14 protein-coding genes are annotated in these 16,885 nt (G+C 72.5%); 5 read left to right on the top strand and 9 right to left on the bottom strand.

Annotated elements, in window-relative coordinates; all coding sequences use genetic code 11:
• Positions 1-28 precede the first annotated feature (28 nt).
• From groL to ACIQGV_RS21475, 4 genes are all read right to left on the bottom strand, one after another.
• Positions 29-1,654 carry a chaperonin GroEL gene (gene groL / locus ACIQGV_RS21490; protein WP_402496634.1) on the bottom strand — a complete coding sequence of 542 codons (1,626 nt, stop codon included), beginning with the start codon at positions 1,652-1,654 and terminating at the stop codon, positions 29-31.
• Positions 1,655-1,779: 125 nt separating this feature from the next.
• Entirely contained in the window at positions 1,780-2,088 is a 309-nt protein-coding gene (groES, locus tag ACIQGV_RS21485) for a co-chaperone GroES (RefSeq protein WP_086729066.1), read from the bottom strand.
• A 276-nt stretch (positions 2,089-2,364) separates the two neighbouring features.
• Positions 2,365-3,177 (bottom strand): polysaccharide deacetylase family protein, encoded by an 813-nt coding sequence (locus ACIQGV_RS21480; RefSeq protein WP_402496633.1) that lies wholly within the window; start codon positions 3,175-3,177, stop codon positions 2,365-2,367.
• Positions 3,174-4,055: a polysaccharide deacetylase family protein gene (locus ACIQGV_RS21475; RefSeq protein ID WP_402496632.1), complete on the bottom strand. Its 882-nt coding sequence runs from the start codon at positions 4,053-4,055 to the stop codon at positions 3,174-3,176. Before ACIQGV_RS21475 ends, ACIQGV_RS21480 begins: the two co-directional genes overlap by 4 nt.
• A gap of 222 nt (positions 4,056-4,277) precedes the next feature.
• Between ACIQGV_RS21475 and ACIQGV_RS21470 the strand changes: the two genes are divergently transcribed.
• Positions 4,278-5,438 (top strand): methyltransferase domain-containing protein, encoded by a 1,161-nt coding sequence (locus tag ACIQGV_RS21470; RefSeq protein ID WP_402496631.1) that lies wholly within the window; start codon positions 4,278-4,280, stop codon positions 5,436-5,438.
• Here ACIQGV_RS21470 and ACIQGV_RS21465 read toward each other — a convergent pair.
• The 5 genes from ACIQGV_RS21465 to ACIQGV_RS21445 all read right to left on the bottom strand — a co-directional run bounded on the left by ACIQGV_RS21465 (position 5,435) and on the right by ACIQGV_RS21445 (position 11,190).
• Positions 5,435-6,649, bottom strand: a complete 1,215-nt coding sequence (locus ACIQGV_RS21465) for an RNA polymerase sigma factor (RefSeq protein ID WP_402496792.1) — start codon at positions 6,647-6,649, stop codon at positions 5,435-5,437. The genes ACIQGV_RS21470 and ACIQGV_RS21465 overlap by 4 nt on opposite strands.
• 89 nt (positions 6,650-6,738) lie before the next feature.
• On the bottom strand, positions 6,739-7,101 hold the full coding sequence (locus tag ACIQGV_RS21460; protein WP_402496630.1) for a YciI family protein: 363 nt from the start codon (positions 7,099-7,101) through the stop codon (positions 6,739-6,741).
• Positions 7,102-7,281: 180 nt separating this feature from the next.
• Positions 7,282-8,274 carry an LCP family protein gene (locus tag ACIQGV_RS21455; protein ID WP_402496791.1) on the bottom strand — a complete coding sequence of 331 codons (993 nt, stop codon included), beginning with the start codon at positions 8,272-8,274 and terminating at the stop codon, positions 7,282-7,284.
• 196 nt (positions 8,275-8,470) lie between these two features.
• Positions 8,471-9,829: an endo-1,4-beta-xylanase gene (locus tag ACIQGV_RS21450; protein WP_402496629.1), complete on the bottom strand. Its 1,359-nt coding sequence runs from the start codon at positions 9,827-9,829 to the stop codon at positions 8,471-8,473.
• A 305-nt stretch (positions 9,830-10,134) separates the two neighbouring features.
• The gene (locus tag ACIQGV_RS21445) at positions 10,135-11,190 is read right to left on the bottom strand and encodes a LacI family DNA-binding transcriptional regulator (protein WP_402496628.1); all 1,056 of its coding nucleotides are present in this window, start codon (positions 11,188-11,190) and stop codon (positions 10,135-10,137) included.
• Positions 11,191-11,321: 131 nt separating this feature from the next.
• On the opposite strand from ACIQGV_RS21445, the gene ACIQGV_RS21440 reads away from it, so the two are divergent.
• Genes ACIQGV_RS21440 through ACIQGV_RS21425 form a run of 4 tightly spaced genes read left to right on the top strand, consistent with a single transcriptional unit; the run spans position 11,322 to position 16,810 of the window.
• On the top strand, positions 11,322-12,656 hold the full coding sequence (locus ACIQGV_RS21440) for an ABC transporter substrate-binding protein (RefSeq protein ID WP_402496627.1): 1,335 nt from the start codon (positions 11,322-11,324) through the stop codon (positions 12,654-12,656).
• Entirely contained in the window at positions 12,653-13,561 is a 909-nt protein-coding gene (locus ACIQGV_RS21435) for a carbohydrate ABC transporter permease (protein WP_402496626.1), read from the top strand. The genes ACIQGV_RS21440 and ACIQGV_RS21435 overlap by 4 nt, the downstream gene beginning before the upstream one ends.
• Before the next feature lie 4 nt (positions 13,562-13,565).
• Positions 13,566-14,471 carry a carbohydrate ABC transporter permease gene (locus ACIQGV_RS21430; RefSeq protein WP_402496625.1) on the top strand — a complete coding sequence of 302 codons (906 nt, stop codon included), beginning with the start codon at positions 13,566-13,568 and terminating at the stop codon, positions 14,469-14,471.
• A 35-nt stretch (positions 14,472-14,506) separates the two neighbouring features.
• A complete protein-coding gene (locus ACIQGV_RS21425; RefSeq protein ID WP_402496624.1) occupies positions 14,507-16,810 on the top strand; it encodes a glycoside hydrolase family 3 N-terminal domain-containing protein in 2,304 nt (767 codons plus the stop codon).
• The last annotated feature ends 75 nt before the right edge of the window (positions 16,811-16,885 follow it).

Below are 16,885 nucleotides of genomic sequence, written 5' to 3'. Positions count from 1 at the left end.
GTGCCGGGCCTTCGGACGACGAGGTGCGTCAGTGGGCGTGGCCGTGGCCGCCGTGGCCCGCCTCGGCCGGCTCCTCTTCCTTCTTCTCGACGACCAGGGTCTCGGTCGTCAGGAGGAGGGAGGCGATGGAGGCGGCGTTCTCCAGGGCGGAGCGGGTGACCTTCACCGGGTCGATGACGCCCTGCTTGACCAGGTCGCCGTACTCGCCGGTGGCGGCGTTGTAACCGCTGCCCTTCTCCAGCTCGGCGACCTTGGAGACGATGACGTAGCCCTCCAGGCCGGCGTTCTCGGCGATCCAGCGCAGCGGCTCGACGGCGGCGCGGCGGACGACGGAGACACCGGTGGCCTCGTCGCCCTCCTTGCCGAGGTTGCCCTCCAGGACCTTGACGGCGTGGACCAGAGCGGAGCCACCACCGGAGACGATGCCCTCCTCGACCGCGGCGCGGGTCGCGGAGATGGCGTCCTCCAGACGGTGCTTCTTCTCCTTCAGCTCCACCTCGGTGGCGGCGCCGACCTTGATCACGCACACGCCGCCGGCCAGCTTCGCGAGGCGCTCCTGGAGCTTCTCGCGGTCCCAGTCGGAGTCGGTGTTCTCGATCTCGGCCTTGATCTGGGCGATGCGGCCGACGACGTCCTCGGAGTTGCCCGCACCGTCGACGATGGTGGTGTCGTCCTTGGAGACGGTCACGCGGCGGGCGCTGCCCAGCACGTCCAGACCGGCCTGGTCGAGCTTGAGGCCGACCTCCTCGGAGATGACCGTGGCGCCGGTGAGGACCGCCATGTCCTGGAGCATCGCCTTGCGGCGGTCGCCGAAGCCGGGGGCCTTCACCGCGACGGCGTTGAAGGTGCCGCGGATCTTGTTCACGACCAGGGTCGACAGGGCCTCGCCCTCGACGTCCTCGGCGATGATCAGCAGCGGCTTGGACGCGCCGGCCTGGATGACCTTCTCCAGCAGCGGCAGCAGGTCCTGGATGGAGGAGATCTTGCCCTGGTTGATGAGGATGTAGGGGTCCTCCAGGACGGCCTCCATGCGCTCCTGGTCCGTCACGAAGTACGGCGACAGGTAGCCCTTGTCGAAGGCCATGCCCTCGGTGAAGTCCAGCTCCAGGCCGAAGGTGTTGGACTCCTCGACGGTGATGACACCGTCCTTGCCGACCTTGTCCATCGCCTCGGCGATGAGCTCGCCGACCTGCTGGTCCTGGGCGGACAGCGCGGCCACGGCGGCGATGTCGGACTTCTCGTCGATCGGACGGGCGGTCGCGAGCAGGTCCTCGGAGACGGCGGCGACGGCCGCGTCGATGCCCTTCTTCAGGGCGGCCGGGGAGGCACCGGCGGCGACGTTCTTCAGGCCCTCGCGGACGAGCGCCTGGGCCAGCACGGTGGCGGTGGTCGTACCGTCACCCGCGATGTCGTTGGTCTTGGTCGCCACCTCCTTCACCAGCTGGGCGCCGAGGTTCTCGTACGGGTCCTCGACCTCGACCTCACGGGCGATGGTCACACCGTCGTTGGTGATGGTGGGAGCGCCGAACTTCTTGTCGATGACGACGTTGCGGCCCTTGGGGCCGATCGTCACCTTGACCGTGTCGGCAAGCTTGTTGACGCCGCGCTCGAGAGCGCGACGGGCGTCCTCGTCGAACTTCAGGATCTTCGCCATGGCAGCGGGAGCCCTCTCGGAAAGTCTGGGGTAAAACACTGCGCCCCGGGCGCCCTGCTACTTGTCGGTCGCGGGGGCCAGGGGCGCAGTGGAAAGCAAAGGTGCTTCGCAGGAAGCGAGGTGACTTACTTCTCGATGATCGCGAGAACGTCGCGAGCCGAGAGAACGAGGTACTCCTCGTTGTTGTACTTCACCTCGGTGCCGCCGTACTTGCTGTACAGGACGACGTCGCCGACCTGAACGTCGAGCGGCAGACGGTTGCCGTCCTCGAAGCGGCCCGGGCCCACGGCCAGGACGACGCCCTCCTGGGGCTTCTCCTTGGCGGTGTCCGGAATGACCAGGCCCGAGGCCGTGGTCTGCTCGGCGTCGAGCGGCTGGACCACGATGCGGTCCTCGAGCGGCTTGATGGCAACCTTGGAGCTGGCGGTCGTCACGATCCGACCTCCCCCTTCGGAGATCTCACGGGGTTAACTGTCTGAGGTGGCGACCAGGTCGATCCGTCGTCGCGGGTGCCGGACCTGCCCGTCGCGTGTTTGGCACTCTCCAGTGGGGAGTGCCAGGGCCGAGACTATGACCGCGATTAGCACTCGGTCAAGCGGAGTGCCAATTGCCGTGCGGCGCGGCGTACGGACGGCCGGTCGGGACGGCAGCCGGGACGGCAGCCGGGACGGCAGTCGGACCCGCGATCGGACGGCGGCCGGGACGGGCTCCTACAGGTAGTCCTCCAGCCGTCCGACCGTCAGTCCCTGCCGCTGGATCCGCCGCAGCACGGCGACCGTGCGGTCGCGCAGCGGCGGGGCGGCGAGCTCGCCGGAGGGCAGCGAGACGATGTCGCCGGGGACGAGACGCGCCGGGGCCCCGGCGCCGGCGACGGAGACGCTCCAGCGCACGACCGCGGCCATCTGGCAGTCGGCGGCCGCCCGCAGCGTGGTGGCGTCGTGGGCGCCGTAGGGCGGGCGCAGGAGCCGGGGGCGGACACCGAAGCGGGCGCGGAGCTTGTCCCGCTGGCCGCAGATCTCCGCGCGCTGTCCGGCGTACGGCAGTCCGCGCAGGACGGCGTGGTCGAGGGTGTGGTTCTGCACGCTCGCCCCGACCGCGCGCAGCCGGGCGAAGTGGGCGTAGCCCGGTCCGACGACGCTGTCGGTGAGGAACAGGCTCACGGGAAGCCGCAGTTCCCGCACGAGGTCGACGAACCGCGGATCGCGTTCGGCCCCGTCGTCGTAGGTCAGGAAGACCACCTTGTCGCGGGTCGGCACCCGTTCGACGACGGGCGGCAGCGTCCGGCCGGCGGGGTGCGCCGGGCGGTCGGCGGGCCGGGGCGCGGCGGCGAGGGGCGCCACGAGGCCCCATCTGCGGTACGGCGGCTGCGGCGCGCGGGAGTCGCCCGCGGCATGGGCCGTCCGCTCCCCCGCGCGTCCGGCCGCCTCGGGGCCCAGCCGCTCGGCCGGGCCGGCGGACCGGGAGCAGCCCGTCAGCAGGGCGGCCGCGGCGAGCGTGCCCGCGACCAGCCCCAGCGTCCTCACAGGTAGTCCTCCAGGCGTGCCACCGCGTACCCCTCGTCCGTCACCTTCTGCAGGAACCGGCGGATCATGTCGGGCATGCTGCCCTTCCATTCGTCCCGGCCGCGGAAGTGGCTGAGGACGATGTCACCGGGGCGGAGGCGGCGGTCCCACTCGCGGTAGTCCCAGCGGTCGACGAAGACCTCCTCGTTCCAGAGCGGCGCGTACTTCACCCCGCACGCCTTCGCGGCGCGCAGCGTGTCCCGGTCGTAGCTGCCGAAGGGGGGCCGGAAGAGGACGGGGCGGCTGCCGTAGCGCTGCTCGATGACGTCCTGCATGCCGCAGATCTCGCGCTTCTGGCGGGCGTAGGACAGGCCGGGCAGATAGGGGTGGTGCAGGGTGTGGTTGTTGATGCCCACCCCGCGGTCCTGCATCCGCCCGAAGTACCCGTAGTCCTCCTTGGCCAGGTAGTCGCTGAGGAAGACGGTGTACGGGATCTTCAGGTCGTTCATCATGCGCAGGAAGGCCGGGTCCTTCTCGGCGCCGTCGTCGATGGTGAGGAAGACGATCTTCTCCTCGGTCGGGATCGTCGTGAAGACCGGCGGCAGCCCGAGCGAGGTGTGCCCGGCGACCTCGAAGCCCTTGCGGGTGGTGATGACGGGCTTCTTCGCGGGCGGCGCGGGGGCCCGCAGCGGCGCCTTGCGCAGCCCCCAGCGTCCGGCGGCGGCCACGAGGGCGGCGTGCTCCGCCTTCAGGCGGCCGGCGTAGGAGTCGAGGGCGCGCGCCGGGGGCGCCTGCAGCGGCGGCTGCTGGCCGGCGGCTGGCCGGGCCCGGCCGCCGGTGCCCTGCGCACAGCCCGAGGCGACCGCCACCGCGGCGAGCACGGCGAGGGCGGCACGCACCCGCCGTGCGCGGCCCCCCGGCGGGAGGACCCGCGGCGCGCGGACCTGACGTGCGCGGGCCTGACGTGCGCGGACCTGCCGGAACGGATACCCAAGTGCGCTATTCTTATCGTTTTGTACGACTTCTTCCATGGCGCCGGATCCTCGCAGCAGCCCACCCCGAACCCCCGCCGACACCGCCACCGCGGGCGCACCGTCCTCCGACTGGCCGACAATGACCCGGTGAACGACCTCGACGCCCTCCTCACCCCCGAAGGCCGCGCCCTCCTCGACGAGGTGCGCGACACCGACCCCGCCCGGGAACTGGCCGTCGCCACCCGGCTGCGCCGCGAGCACCCGGCCGAGCTGGTGTCGGCGGCGCTCGGCCAGGCGCGGCTGCGGCAGCGTGCGGCGGCGAAGTTCGCGGCCGAGGACGCCGGGCGGATGTTCTTCACCCCCCACGGGGTCGAGCAGTCGACCCGGGCGAGCGTGGCGGCGTACCGCGCCGAGCGGTTCAGGGAACTGGGCGTGACCTCCGTCGCCGACCTGTGCTGCGGGATCGGCGGGGACGCCCTCGCGCTCGCCCGGGCGGGCATCCGCGTCCTCGCGGTGGACCGCGACCCGCTGACCGCGCGTGTCGCCCGCGCCAACGCCGAAGCACTCGGGCTGGCCGAGCTGATCGAGGTGCGCGAGGCGGATGTCACGGAGATCGACACGGCGCCGTACGACGCCGTGTTCGTCGATCCCGCCCGGCGCGGCGGGCGCGGCCGCATCTTCGACCCCGAGGCGTACTCGCCGCCGCTGTCCTGGGCCGTGCAGGCCGCCGGGAAGGCCCGGTACGCGGCGCTGAAGATCGCCCCCGGCGTACCGCACGAGGCGATCCCCGCCGAGGCCGGAGCCGAGTGGATCTCGGACGGCGGCGATGTGAAGGAGGCGGTGCTGTGGTTCGGCACCGAGCCGGGCTCGGTGCGCGCCACCCTGCTCCCGGGCCCGCGCACCCTGCACGGGACCGGCCTGCCCGACCCCCGGGTCCGCCCCGTGGGCCGCTACCTCTACGAGCCCGACGGCGCCGTCGTCCGCGCCCACCTGGTCGCCGAGGTCGCCGAGGCCCTGGACGGCGGCCTGGTCGACGAGACCATCGCCTATGTCACGTGCGACGAGCTGCGTCCCACCCCCTACGCCACCGCGTACGAGATCACCGACCGGCTGCCCTTCAACCTCAAGAAGCTCAAAGCCCTGCTGCGGGAGCGCGGGGTCGGGATCCTGACGGTGAAGAAGCGCGGCTCGGCCGTCGAGCCCGAGGAACTGCGCAGGAAGGTCAAGCCGCAGGGCCCGAACGCGGCCACGGTCTTCCTCACCCGCGTGGCCGGCGCCCCGACCATGCTGATCGGGCACCCCGCCTAAGGCCCTTCCGGCGGCAGCTCCCGTGCGCGGCGCAGCAGCAGTGCGCGCTCCTGGTCGTTGCGCGTCAGCGCCGCGGCCCGTTCGAACTCCGCTCGTGCCTGCGCCGTCCGGCCGAGGCGGGCCAGCAGGTCGCCCCGGACGCTGGGCAGCAGATGGTAGGCGCTCAGGGCGGGTTCGGCGGCGAGCGCGTCGACGATCACGAGTGCCTGCGCCGGGCCCTCGGCCATGGAGACGGCCACCGCACGGTTGAGCTCGACCACCGGCGACGGCGTGCGGGCCGCGAGCAGGCCGTAGAACGCGGCGATCCGGGCCCAGTCGGTCTCCTCGTACGTCGCCGCCCGGGCGTGGCACCCGGCGATCGCGGCCTGGAGGGCGAACGGACCGGCGCCGCCGCCCTGTTCGACGGCCCGTTCCAGGGCGGCGAAGCCGCGCCGGATCAGCAGCCGGCTCCACAGCCGCCGGTTCTGGTCGGCGAGCAGCACCGGTTCCCCGCCCGGCCCGGTCCGCGCGGCCGTGCGCGACGCCTGGAACTCCAGCAGCGCGGCCAGGCCGTGCACCTCGGGCTCCTTCGGCATCAGCGCGGCCAGCACCCGGGCGAGCCGCAGCGCGTCCTCGCACAGCGCCGGGCGCAGCAGGTCGTCCCCCGCGGTGGCGGCGTACCCCTCGTTGAAGATCAGGTAGATGACCTCCAGGACCGAGCCGAGCCGGACCGCCCGGTCCTGCCCGTACGGCACCTCGAACGGCACGCCCGCCTTCGCCAGCGTCCGCTTCGCCCGTACGATCCGCTGGGCGAGCGTCGGCTCCGGCACCAGGAACGCGCGGGCGATCTCGTCCGTGCGCAGCCCGCCGACCAGCCGCAGGGTCAGCGCCGTGCGGGCCTCCGCGGACAGCACCGGATGGCAGGCGGTGAAGATCAGCCGCAGCACGTCGTCGTCGATGTCGCCGGGGCCCGAGGGCTCGGGGTCGTACGACTCCCCCGTCAGTTCGCGGCCCGCCTCGGCGAGCTTGCGGGCGTACGTCTCACGCCGCCGTACGAGGTCGACGGCGCGGTGCCTGGCGGTGGCCATGAGCCAGGCGCCCGGGCGGTCCGGGACGCCCTCCCGGGGCCACTGCTCCAGTGCGGCGACGAGCGCGTCCTGGGCGATCTCCTCGGCGATGCCGACGTCCCGGACGACCCGTGCCACGCCGGCGATGATCCGGGCGGACTCCATGCGGAAGACCGTGTCGAGCGTCTCGGCGACCGTGTGCGTGCCCTGTGCCGTCACGCCTCACATGACAGCACAGACGGCACGCCTCCCGCTCAGGCTCCCGGCTCCTCGACCTCTCGGATCTCCAGGCCCACCAGCCACTCCTTCGGGTGGACCTCCAGGAAACGCTTTCCCCACTCGATCGCCTCGGCCATGTCCTTGCACTGCATCAGGGCGTAGCCGCCGACGACCTCCTTGGTCTCGGTGAAGGGGCCGTCGGTGTACGACAGGTTCCCGTCCGACCAGGTGATCCGGGTGGACTCGGCGGTCGGCTTGAGCCCGGCGGTGTCGAGCATGACGCCCGCCTTGGTGATCTCCTCGAACAGCGCGCCCATCCGCTGCTCGAAGCCGGGGTCGGCGGACGCCATGTCGATGGTGTTCTCCTGGATGCGGACCAGGGACAGGTAGCGGGGCATGGTGGCTCCTCGGGTTCCGGGCGGGGTCCGTCTCCCCGCTCTCACCCATGCGTCGAACGGCGGACGCCCGGATCGACACCCCGCCGAAAAAACTTTCCCGCGCCCTCCCGCACGGCACGGCAGCGCACCACAGCCCACCGCGGGAGGTGCCCCCACCGCACCGCCTGCACGGCGCTGCGCTCACCGGAGCGACTCCCACAGCTCCTCCGCCTCCGGTTCGTCCGCCACCACCCTGTTGCGGTTCCAGGGCGCCTGCACCACCGGCATCAGGACCGTCTCCACCCGGTCCGCCGACAGGCCCGCCAGGCTTCCGCCGAGGTCCGTCAGCTCGCCGAGGGAGTCGAGGCCGGTGTCGGTGGTGAGGCTGCCGGTGACGGTGTCGGCGATCCGGTAGAGCCGGGCCGGGTCCGTGAACAGGCCGCCCGAGGAGATCTGCTCCAGCAGGGCCTCGACCAGCTGCTGCTGGAGGCCGATCCGGCCGAGATCGCTGCCGTCGCCGATGCCGTGCCGGGTGCGGGCCAGCGCGAGGGCCTGCTCCCCGTCCAGCAGATGGGTGCCCTCGTCGAGGCGCAGATGGCTGTCCTCGTCGTCGATGTCCTGCTCGGTGGTGACGGTGACCCCGCCGACGGCGTCCACGAGCGCCGCGAACCCTGCGAAGTCGATCTCCACGTAGTGGTCCATGCGGATGTCGGTGAGCCGTTCGACGGTCTTCACCGCGCAGACCGGGCCGCCGAGCTCGTAGGCGGTGTTGAACATCGCCCCCTGGCGCGGCTGCGTCCGGCCGCCGGACGGCAGCGGGCAGGAGGGGCGGTCGACGAGGGTGTCGCGCGGGATGCTGACCACGGTGGCGGACGTCCGGCCCGCGTCGAGATGGACGATCATCGTGACGTCGGACCGGCCGCCCCCGCCGTCCCCGCCGCCGAGCCTGGCGTTCTCCGCGCCGCTGCGCGTGTCCGAACCGAGCACCAGGATGTTCAGCGGCCCCTCGGGCACCGGCGAGGCGGACGGTGCCGGCGTCCGGCGCGGCGGTCTGTCGTCGCCGAGGGCCTGGTCGATGTCGACGCTCTTGATGTTGCCGTCGAGCCGCAGGTACGCCCAGCCCGCCACGGCACCGGCCAGCACCAGCACGCCCGCCAGGACCAGGCCGGCGGTCCTCAGGCCGGCGGTCCTCAAGCCTGCCGACCGCCGGCCCGCTCCCCCGTCGTCGTTGTCGCCGTCGCTCTTGCCGCCGTCCTCGTCGTCGTTCTCGTTCCCGTCGGTCCCGTTCCCCGTTTTTCCCCTCACGGGCAGGAACGTACGTCCGAACCATTACGGGCGGGAACGTCGATCCGTGTTTTCTTCGGAGAATCTAAGATTTCCCGGACCACGCTCAGCTCAGTGTCACCACGGGCACCGGATTGCTCCCGCTCCACGAGCCGTTGAACCCGAACGTCACCGAACTCCCGTCGGGAACCGTGCCGTTGTACGAGGCGTTGGAACAGGTGACGGCCGTCCCGGACTGGGTGCAGTTCGCGTTCCAGGACTGGGTGATCCGCTGTCCGGCCCCGAAGGTCCAGCCCGCCCTCCAGGACGACAGCGCGCCGCCGGAGCAGGAGATCCGCACCTGCCCGGTGAAGCCGGAGTTCCACTGGTTGACGACGCTGTAGACCGCCGTGCAGCCGTCACCCGGAGGCTCGGTGGTGCCGCCGCCGAGGGAGCCGGCGAGGGCGCGGTAGGCCGGTTTCGGCGTGAAGCTCTCGTCGTAGGGGGTCGCCGCCCCGTACCCGTCGAACACGTCCGGGACCCAGGAGTCGGAGTCGGTGAAGCCCCACACCGTCACCCCGGTGCAGCGGCTGACGGCCACACAGGCGTCCATGACGGCCTTGTAGTCGGCGGCCTGCTGGGTCAGCTTGGCCGCCGTCGACGGCAGCTGCATCCGGACGTCCAGCTCGGTGATCGCCACGTCCACCCCGAGATCGGCGAAGCGCTGGATGTTCTGCTGGAGGCTGGAGGGCACCTGACCGAGGATCAGATGCGCCTGGAGACCGACGCCGTCGATCGGGACGCCGCGCTCCTTGAGGGACCTGACCAGGTTGTACAGGGCGGTGGACTTCGCGTTGACACCCTCGACGTTGTAGTCGTTGATGTACAGCTTGGCGCCCGGGTCGGCGGCCCGTGCCCAGGTCAGGGCGTTCGCGATGTAGTCCTGGCCGAGACCGTTCGACCAGATGCTCGACCGGTAGGTGCCGTCCTCGTTGAATGCCTCGTTGACCACGTCCCAGGCGGCGATCCGGCCCTTGTAGCGGCCGACCTCGGCGGTGATGTGGTCCTGGAGGACGGTGCTCAGCTGGGCCGGGGTCCAGGTGCCGTTGGCCAGCCAGCCCGGGTTCTGGCTGTGCCAGACCAGGGTGTGGCCGCGCACCTGCTGGCCGTGGGCCGTGGCGAAGGCGACGACCTGGTCGGCCGGGGCCCAGTTGAAGGTGCCGCGGCTGGGTTCGACCGACTCCCACTTCATGGCGTTGTCGGGAGTGACCGAGTTGAACTCACGGCCGGCGATGTCGCCGTAGGTTCCGGTGAGCTTGGCGGGGTTCACCGCCGAGCCGATGATCTTGCCTTTGGCGGCGGCGAGGTCGCGCAACGGGGCGTCGGCGGCCCGGGCGGGTGCCGTCGCACCGGCGAGCAGCGCGCCGAGCGTGGCCAGCCCGGTGAGGGCGGACGCGAGGGAGAAGCCTGATCTCAGGGATCGCATGTGCGGGTGCCTCCGAAAGTTCCGAAAGTTTCGGTGGTGCAACCGATTGACTCGGAGGAGTGTGGAGGCGACCGCCCCACCCGTCAATAGGTCGTCTTTCGGCCACCCCGGCCCCGCACGGCTCACCAAACCTGTACGCCGGCCCCGGCCCACCGATTCCGCACGGCCCACCGACCCCGCACGGCCGGTCCCGACCCACCGACCCCGCACGGCCCACCGACCCCGCACGGTCGGCCCCGGCCCACCGACTCCGCACGGCCGGTCCCGGCCCACCGGCCCCGTACGCCGGTCCCGCCCAGGGCCCCTCAGCCCGCCACGGGCGCCCCCGTGCTGCTGCGCACCACCAGGCTCGTGGCCAGCTCCACCCGGGTCGCGGCCGGGGCCGCCGCCTCGCCCCGGCCCAGCTCCAGCACCAGCCGGGCCGCCGCCTCGGCCATCTCGGTCAGCGGCTGCCGCACGGTCGTCAGCGGCGGCCCCACCCAGCGGGCCACCGGCAGATCGTCGAAGCCCACCACGCTCAGGTCCTCCGGAACGCGCAGCCCCAGCTCGCGCGCGGCCTCGTACAGCCCGAGCGCCTGGAGGTCGTTGCCCGCGAAGACCGCGGTCGGCCGGTCGGGGCGGCGCAGCAGCTCCAGGCCCAGCCGGTATCCGGCCTCGTGGTGGAAGTCGCCGGTGACGACCAGCGAGGGGTCGACCGGCAGCCCCGCGGTCTCCAGCGCGGCCCGGTACCCGTCGACCCGGGCGCGGCTGCACAGCATCCGCGAGGGCCCGCTGATCGCCCCGATCCGGGTGTGGCCGAGTTCCACCAGGTGCCGGGTGGCGGCCAGGCCGCCCTGCCAGTTGGTGGCACCGATCGAGGGCACGTCGGAGCCGGGGTCCCCGGCCGGGTCCATCACCACGAACGGGATCGAGCGGCTGGTCAGCAGCGCCCGCTGGGACTCGTCCAGCTCGGACAGGACCAGGATCACCCCGTGCGGACGGCGGGCGGCGACCTGGTCGGCCCAGGTCCGTCCGGGGGTGAGCCGCCCGGCGATCTCGGAGAGCACCACGCTCAGCCCGGCGTCGCGGGCCACGTTCTCGACACCCCGGATGACCTCCAGGGCCCAGGCGCTCTCCAGCTCGTGGAAGACCAGGTCGATCAGCGGGGAACGGGTCGCCTCGGCCCGGCGGCGCCGGTAGCCGTGGGTGCGCAGCAGTTCCTCCACCCGCATCCGGGTCCCCGGCGCCACATCGGCCCGGCCGTTGAGGACCTTCGAAACAGTCGGCGCGGAGACCCCTGCCTCTCGGGCGATCTCGGCGAGGGTCGCGGTCTGGGCCGAACGCGCTGCCGTCTGGGTTTCAGCGGATTCCGAAGCTGTCATGCCGGCGATCGTATCTCTGCGCGCAGTCTTGACGGACCCCCTCTGCCGCCATACCTTCCCGGAACATTCGTAGTTCTCACCGAATCTTTCGTTCAGTTCGTTCGATCGACTCTTCCGGGAGAGGTGCTGTCATGGGGTCCATCACGTCGTCCGACGGCGGACGCACGTTCAGCAGGCGCTGGGTCCTCGGCGCGGGGGCCGCCGCTCTGGCCGTACCGGCCCTGGCCGCCTGCGGCGACGACGGCGGATCGGGCGCCGGCGGCGGCACGCTCACCGCGTTCGTCTACGGCGACGACGCGGTCAAGGTGCAGCAGGCCGCCGTCGACCGCTTCAACAAGTCGGCCGCCGCGAAGAGGACCGGCGGCCGTGTCCGCCTGGAGAAGGTGCCCGGCTCCGACTACCTGCCCAAGCTGCGCACGGCCATGGGCTCGCCCAGCGCCCCGGACGTGTTCTTCAACTGGGGCGGCGGCTCGATCAAGGCGTACGAGGAGGCGGGCAGGCTCACCGACCTCACCGACGTCATCGAGTCCGACTCCGGCCTCAAGGACGGCTTCCTGCCCTCCGTGCTCGCGGCGGGCGACCTCAAGGGCCGTCACTACGGCATCCCGATGCGCGGCATGCAGCCGGTGATCCTCTTCTACAACAAGTCCGTCTTCACCGAGCAGCGGCTCCAGCCGCCCACCACCTGGGACCAGCTCCTCGACGTCAACGCCAAGCTGAAGAAGGCCGGCATCACCCCCTTCGCGCTCGGCGGCGCCGACGTGTGGCCGGAGCTGATGTGGCTGGAGTACCTGGTCGACCGCCTCGGCGGCCCCGAGGTGTTCCGGCGCATCCAGGACGGCGACGCCGAGGGCTGGGGCGATCCCACCGTGCTCAGGGCCGCCGAGATGGTCGGGGAACTGATCGACGACGGTGCGTTCGGCTCCAAGTTCACCTCGGTGTCGTACGTCAACGGCGGCGCGCCCGCCGTGTTCGCCCGGGGCAGGGCCGCCATGCACCTCATGGGCTCCTGGGAGTACTCGACCCAGCTCGGCAAGTTCCCCGACTTCGCGAAGCGGGACCTGGGCTGGGCCGCCTTCCCGCGGATCGAGGACGGCAAGGGCTCCCCGCGCAACGTGGTCGGCAACCCCACGAACTACTGGTCGGTCAACGCCCGCACCCGCAACAAGGACGCCGCGATCGCCTTCCTCAAGGAGTGCGCGTCCCGGGAGTACGCCAAGGCCCTGGTCGCCAACGGCGACGTGCCCACCACGTCGAACGCCGCCCTGCTGCTCGGCAGCGCCCCGAACCCCGAGTACGCCCTCTTCCAGTACAAGCTGGTCGAGGACGCCCCCGCCTTCGCCCTCTCCTGGGACCAGGCCCTCGGCGACGAGCTGGGCACCCGGATGCTCACGGAGACAGGCAAGCTGTTCGCGGGCAGGTCCACGCCCGCCGAGTTCGTGGCGGCGTGCAAGGGGCTGAAGTGAGCGCCCGCGCCCGCGCCGCGAAACACCCGCCGAGCCTCCCGGGCCCGGGCAGGGCCCTGCGGGCCGGCCGGCCGCACGCCTCCTGGGCGCTGCCCGCCGTGCTGTTCTTCGCCTTCTTCGCGCTCGTCCCGATGGTGCTCGCCTTCTGGCTCTCCTTCACCTCCTGGGACGGCCTCGGCGACCCGCGCCCGGTCGGCCTGGACAACTGGCGCAAGCTGCTGGACGACCCGCGGCTGACACAGTCGCTGAAGCTGACCGTGCTGCTGACGGCGGCCAGCTGGCTGTTCCAGACCGTCGTCTCGCTGCTGCTGGGCGTCTGGGCGGCCGGGCCGCAGCGCAACCGGGCCGTGCTGTCCGCGGTGTTCTTCGTGCCGCTGCTGCTGTCGTCGACCGCCGTGGCCGTGCTCTTCCTCGCCCTGCTCGACCCGAACTTCGGCATCATCCGCAAGGACACGCTCGGCTCGTCCTCCGGGGCGTTCCTGGCGATCGTCTTCGTCGGCGGCTGGCAGTTCATCCCGCTGCACACCCTCATCTACCAGGGCGGCGCCCGCCAGATCCCGCCCGTCCTCTACCAGGCCGCGGCCATCGACGGCGCCGGGCGCTGCCGGCAGTTCTTCTCCATCACCCTGCCGCAGCTGCGCCACACCGTCACGACGTCCACGGTGCTGATCGTGGTGGGCTCCCTGACCTACTTCGAGACGGTGCTGATCCTGACCCGGGGCGGCCCCGGCACGGACACCGCGATCCTGCCGTACCTGATGTACGAGGCGGGCTTCAGGACCTACGACTTCGGCTACGCCAGCGCCATCGCCTCCTTCCTGGTCCTGGCCGCCACCGGGCTGTCCCTGCTGCTGGTGAGGCTGACCGGATTCGGCGGCATGCGCAGCACCCGTGAAGGGATGTGACGAGGTGTCGAACGACACGCTGCCGCGCCCGGCGAGGACCACCGGCCGCACCCCGCCGCCCGCGCACCGCCCGGCCCGGCGCCGCCGGCACCGGAGCGGACGCGCCAACCCCGTCGCGGGAGCGGGCGCGCTGATCTGGCTGGTGATCGTGCTGGTCCCGGTCTACGCGATGCTCTCCGCGTCCCTGACCGGACCGGACAAGGCCCTCACCGGCAACCCGCTCACGCCTCCCGCCGACCCGACCCTCGACAACTACAACACCGTTCTGCACAGCGGCTTCTGGCATCTGCTGGCCAACACGGCGATCGTGGCGGCCTCCGTCGTCGGCATCGTCCTCGTGCTGTGCGTACCGCTCGCCTACGCCGCCGTACGCACCCGCGACCGTCTCTCCGGCGCCGCGTTCCGGGTGTTCCTGACGGGCGTGGCGATCCCCGCGCAGGCGGTGGTCGTGCCGCTGTACCTGCTCATCACCGAGCTCGGTCTGTACGACAGTCTGCTCGCGGTGATCCTGCCGACGGCCGCGTTCGCGATGCCCGTCTCGGTGCTGGTCCTCGTCGGCACGCTCCGCGACATCTCGGAGGAGCTGTACGAGGCGATGGCGCTGGACGGGGCGAGCTCGCTCAGGATGCTGTTCCGGCTGACGATCCCGCTGGCCAAGGGCGGCATCGGCACGGTCGTCGTCTACTCGGCGCTCCAGGCGTGGAACGGCTTCCTCTTCCCGCTGATCTTCACCCAGTCCGACGGCCCGCGGGTGCTGACCCTGGGCCTGTTCACCTACGTCAGCCAGTTCGGCGTCAACATCCCCGCCCTGCTCGCCTCGGTCGTCCTCTCCGGCATCCCCGTCTTCGCCGTCTACCTGGTGGCCCGGCGTGCGCTGGTGGGCGGGCTGATGGGCGTGGGCGGCAAGTGAACCACTCGGCTTGCCCCGACTCTGACAGGAGTTCCATGACCACCGCTCCCTGGCGTGACCGCGCCCTGCCCGCGGCCGACCGCGTCGCCGACCTGCTCTCCCGGATGACCCTCCGGGAGAAGACCGCCCAGCTGTACGGAGTCTGGGTGGGCGCCGGGGCCGACGGCGACGGCGTCGCCCCGCACCAGGACCAGATGAACGCCGATCACGACTGGGCGGAACTGATCACCCACGGCCTCGGCCAGCTCACCCGGCCCTTCGGCACGGCCCCCGTGGAGGCGGCGGCCGGCGCCCGTTCGCTGGCCGCCGCCCAGCGGCAGATCGCCGCCGCGGGCCGCTTCGGCATCCCGGCGCTGGCCCACGAGGAGTGCCTGGCCGGCTTCACCGCCTGGGGCGCGACCGCCTACCCGGTGCCGCTCGCCTGGGGCGCCTCCTTCGACCCCGCCCTGGTGGAGGAGATGGGCCGGCACATCGGGCACGACCTGCGCGCGGTCGGCGTCCACCAGGGCCTCGCGCCGGTCCTGGACGTCGTACGCGATCCGCGCTGGGGCCGGGTCGAGGAGACCATCGGCGAGGACCCCTATCTGGTGGGCACCGTCGCCGCCGCCTATGTGCGGGGCCTGGAGTCGGCGGGTGTCGTGGCCACGCTGAAGCACTTCGCCGGGTACGCCGCCTCCGCGGGCGCGCGCAACCTCGCGCCGGTGCGCGCGGGCGTCCGGGAGTTCGGCGACGTGACCCTGCCGCCGTTCGAGACGGCGCTGCGCGAGGGCGGCGCCCGGTCGGTGATGGCGGCGTACAACGAGACGGACGGGGTCCCGGCCACCGCCGACGCCCGGCTGCTGACCGAACTCCTGCGCGACACCTGGGGATTCACCGGCACGGTCGTGTCCGACTACTTCGGCGTCGACTTCCTGCGCACCCTGCACCGGGTCGCCGCCGGCCCGGCGGAGGCGGCGCACGCGGCCCTCGCGGCGGGCGTGGACGTGGAACTGCCGACGCTGAACTGCTACGGCGACCCGCTGCTGGAGGCCGTACGCACGGGCGGGATCCCCGAGGAACTGGTGGACCGCGCCGCCCGCCGGGTCCTGCTCCAGAAGTGCGAGCTGGGCCTGCTCGACGAGGACTGGCAGCCGGAGGTGCCCGGGACGGTCGACCTGGACCCGCCCGCCAACCGCGCGCTGGCCCGTCGGCTCGCGGAGGCGTCGGTGGTGCTGCTCGCCAACCCGGACGGTGTGCTCCCGCTGTCGCCGGACACCCGGATCGCGGTCGTCGGCCCGCGGGCGACGGACCCGCTGGCGATGCTCGGCTGCTACTCCTTCCCCTCCCACGTGGGCGTCCAGCACCCCGAGATCCCCATGGGCATCGGCATCCCGACCGTCCTGGAGGCGCTGCGCGGCGAACTGCCCGACGCCAAGGTGACGTTCACCGAGGGCTGCGGCGTCGACGACCCGGACACCTCCGGCTTCGAGGAGGCGGTCGCGCGGGCCGCCGAGGCGGACGTGTGCGTGGCGGTGCTCGGCGACCGCTCGGGCCTGTTCGGCCGGGGCACCTCCGGCGAGGGCTGCGACGTGGCGGACCTCGGGCTGCCGGGCGTCCAGGGCGAGTTGCTCGACGCGCTGCTGGCGGCCGGCGTCCCTGTGGTGCTGGTGCTGCTCACCGGCCGCCCCTACGCGCTGGGCCGCTGGCACGGCCGGCTGGCCGCGACGGTGCAGGCGTTCTTCCCCGGCGAGGAGGGCGGTCCGGCCGTCGCGGGGGTGCTCTCCGGCCGGGTGAACCCCTCCGGCCGGCTCCCCGTCAGCGTGCCGCGCGGGCCCGGCGGGCAGCCCTGGACCTATCTCCAGCCGCCGCTCGGCCTGGCCGGCGAGGTCAGCAGCCTCGACCCGACACCGCTGTACCCCTTCGGGCACGGCCGGTCCTACACGGCCTTCGCCTGGGAGGACTTCACCGACGCGGCGGACATCCCGACGGACGGCTCCCTCGACCTCGCGGTGACGGTCCGCAACACCGGCGACCGGGCGGGCGCCGAGGTCGTCCAGCTCTATCTCCACGACCCGGTGGCGTCGGTGACCCGGCCGGACGTCCGGCTGGTCGCCTACCGCCGGGTGGAGCTGGCGCCCGGCGCGTCGGCCCGGGTGGTCTTCCGCTTCCACGCCGACCTGTCGTCCTTCACGGACGCGCGCGGGCGGCGGATCGTCGAACCGGGTGAGCTGGAGCTGCGGCTGGCGGCGTCGACCACGGACGTGCGCCACCGGACGGTCTTCCGGCTGACCGGGCCGGAGCGGCTGCCGGGCACGGACCGCCGTCTGCTGTGCGAGACGGAGGTGACGGAGCAGCCCTGACCTCACCTGTCGGCGCCCTGGACCCCACGCCTCGCGCAGGCCCGGCCGGACGGCTCCGGCCGGGCCCGGCCGGGT

Origin of the sequence: Streptomyces sp. NPDC093094 (assembly GCF_044754345.1) — a bacterium.
In the GTDB taxonomy this organism is placed as follows: domain Bacteria; phylum Actinomycetota; class Actinomycetes; order Streptomycetales; family Streptomycetaceae; genus Streptomyces.
This window is presented reverse-complemented; position numbering and strand designations above follow the sequence as displayed.

Excerpts from the sequence above, each read along its gene's own strand:
- groL (WP_402496634.1), bottom strand. The coding sequence starts at position 1,654 with ATGGCGAAGATCCTGAAGTTCGACGAGGACGCCCGTCGCGCTCTCGAG.
- ACIQGV_RS21465 (WP_402496792.1), bottom strand. The coding sequence starts at position 6,649 with ATGGAGTCCGCCCGGATCATCGCCGGCGTGGCACGGGTCGTCCGGGAC.
- ACIQGV_RS21460 (WP_402496630.1), bottom strand. The coding sequence starts at position 7,101 with ATGCCCCGCTACCTGTCCCTGGTCCGCATCCAGGAGAACACCATCGAC.
- ACIQGV_RS21450 (WP_402496629.1), bottom strand. The coding sequence starts at position 9,829 with ATGCGATCCCTGAGATCAGGCTTCTCCCTCGCGTCCGCCCTCACCGGG.
- ACIQGV_RS21445 (WP_402496628.1), bottom strand. The coding sequence starts at position 11,190 with ATGACAGCTTCGGAATCCGCTGAAACCCAGACGGCAGCGCGTTCGGCC.
- ACIQGV_RS21440 (WP_402496627.1), top strand. The coding sequence starts at position 11,322 with ATGGGGTCCATCACGTCGTCCGACGGCGGACGCACGTTCAGCAGGCGC.
- ACIQGV_RS21425 (WP_402496624.1), top strand. The coding sequence starts at position 14,507 with ATGACCACCGCTCCCTGGCGTGACCGCGCCCTGCCCGCGGCCGACCGC.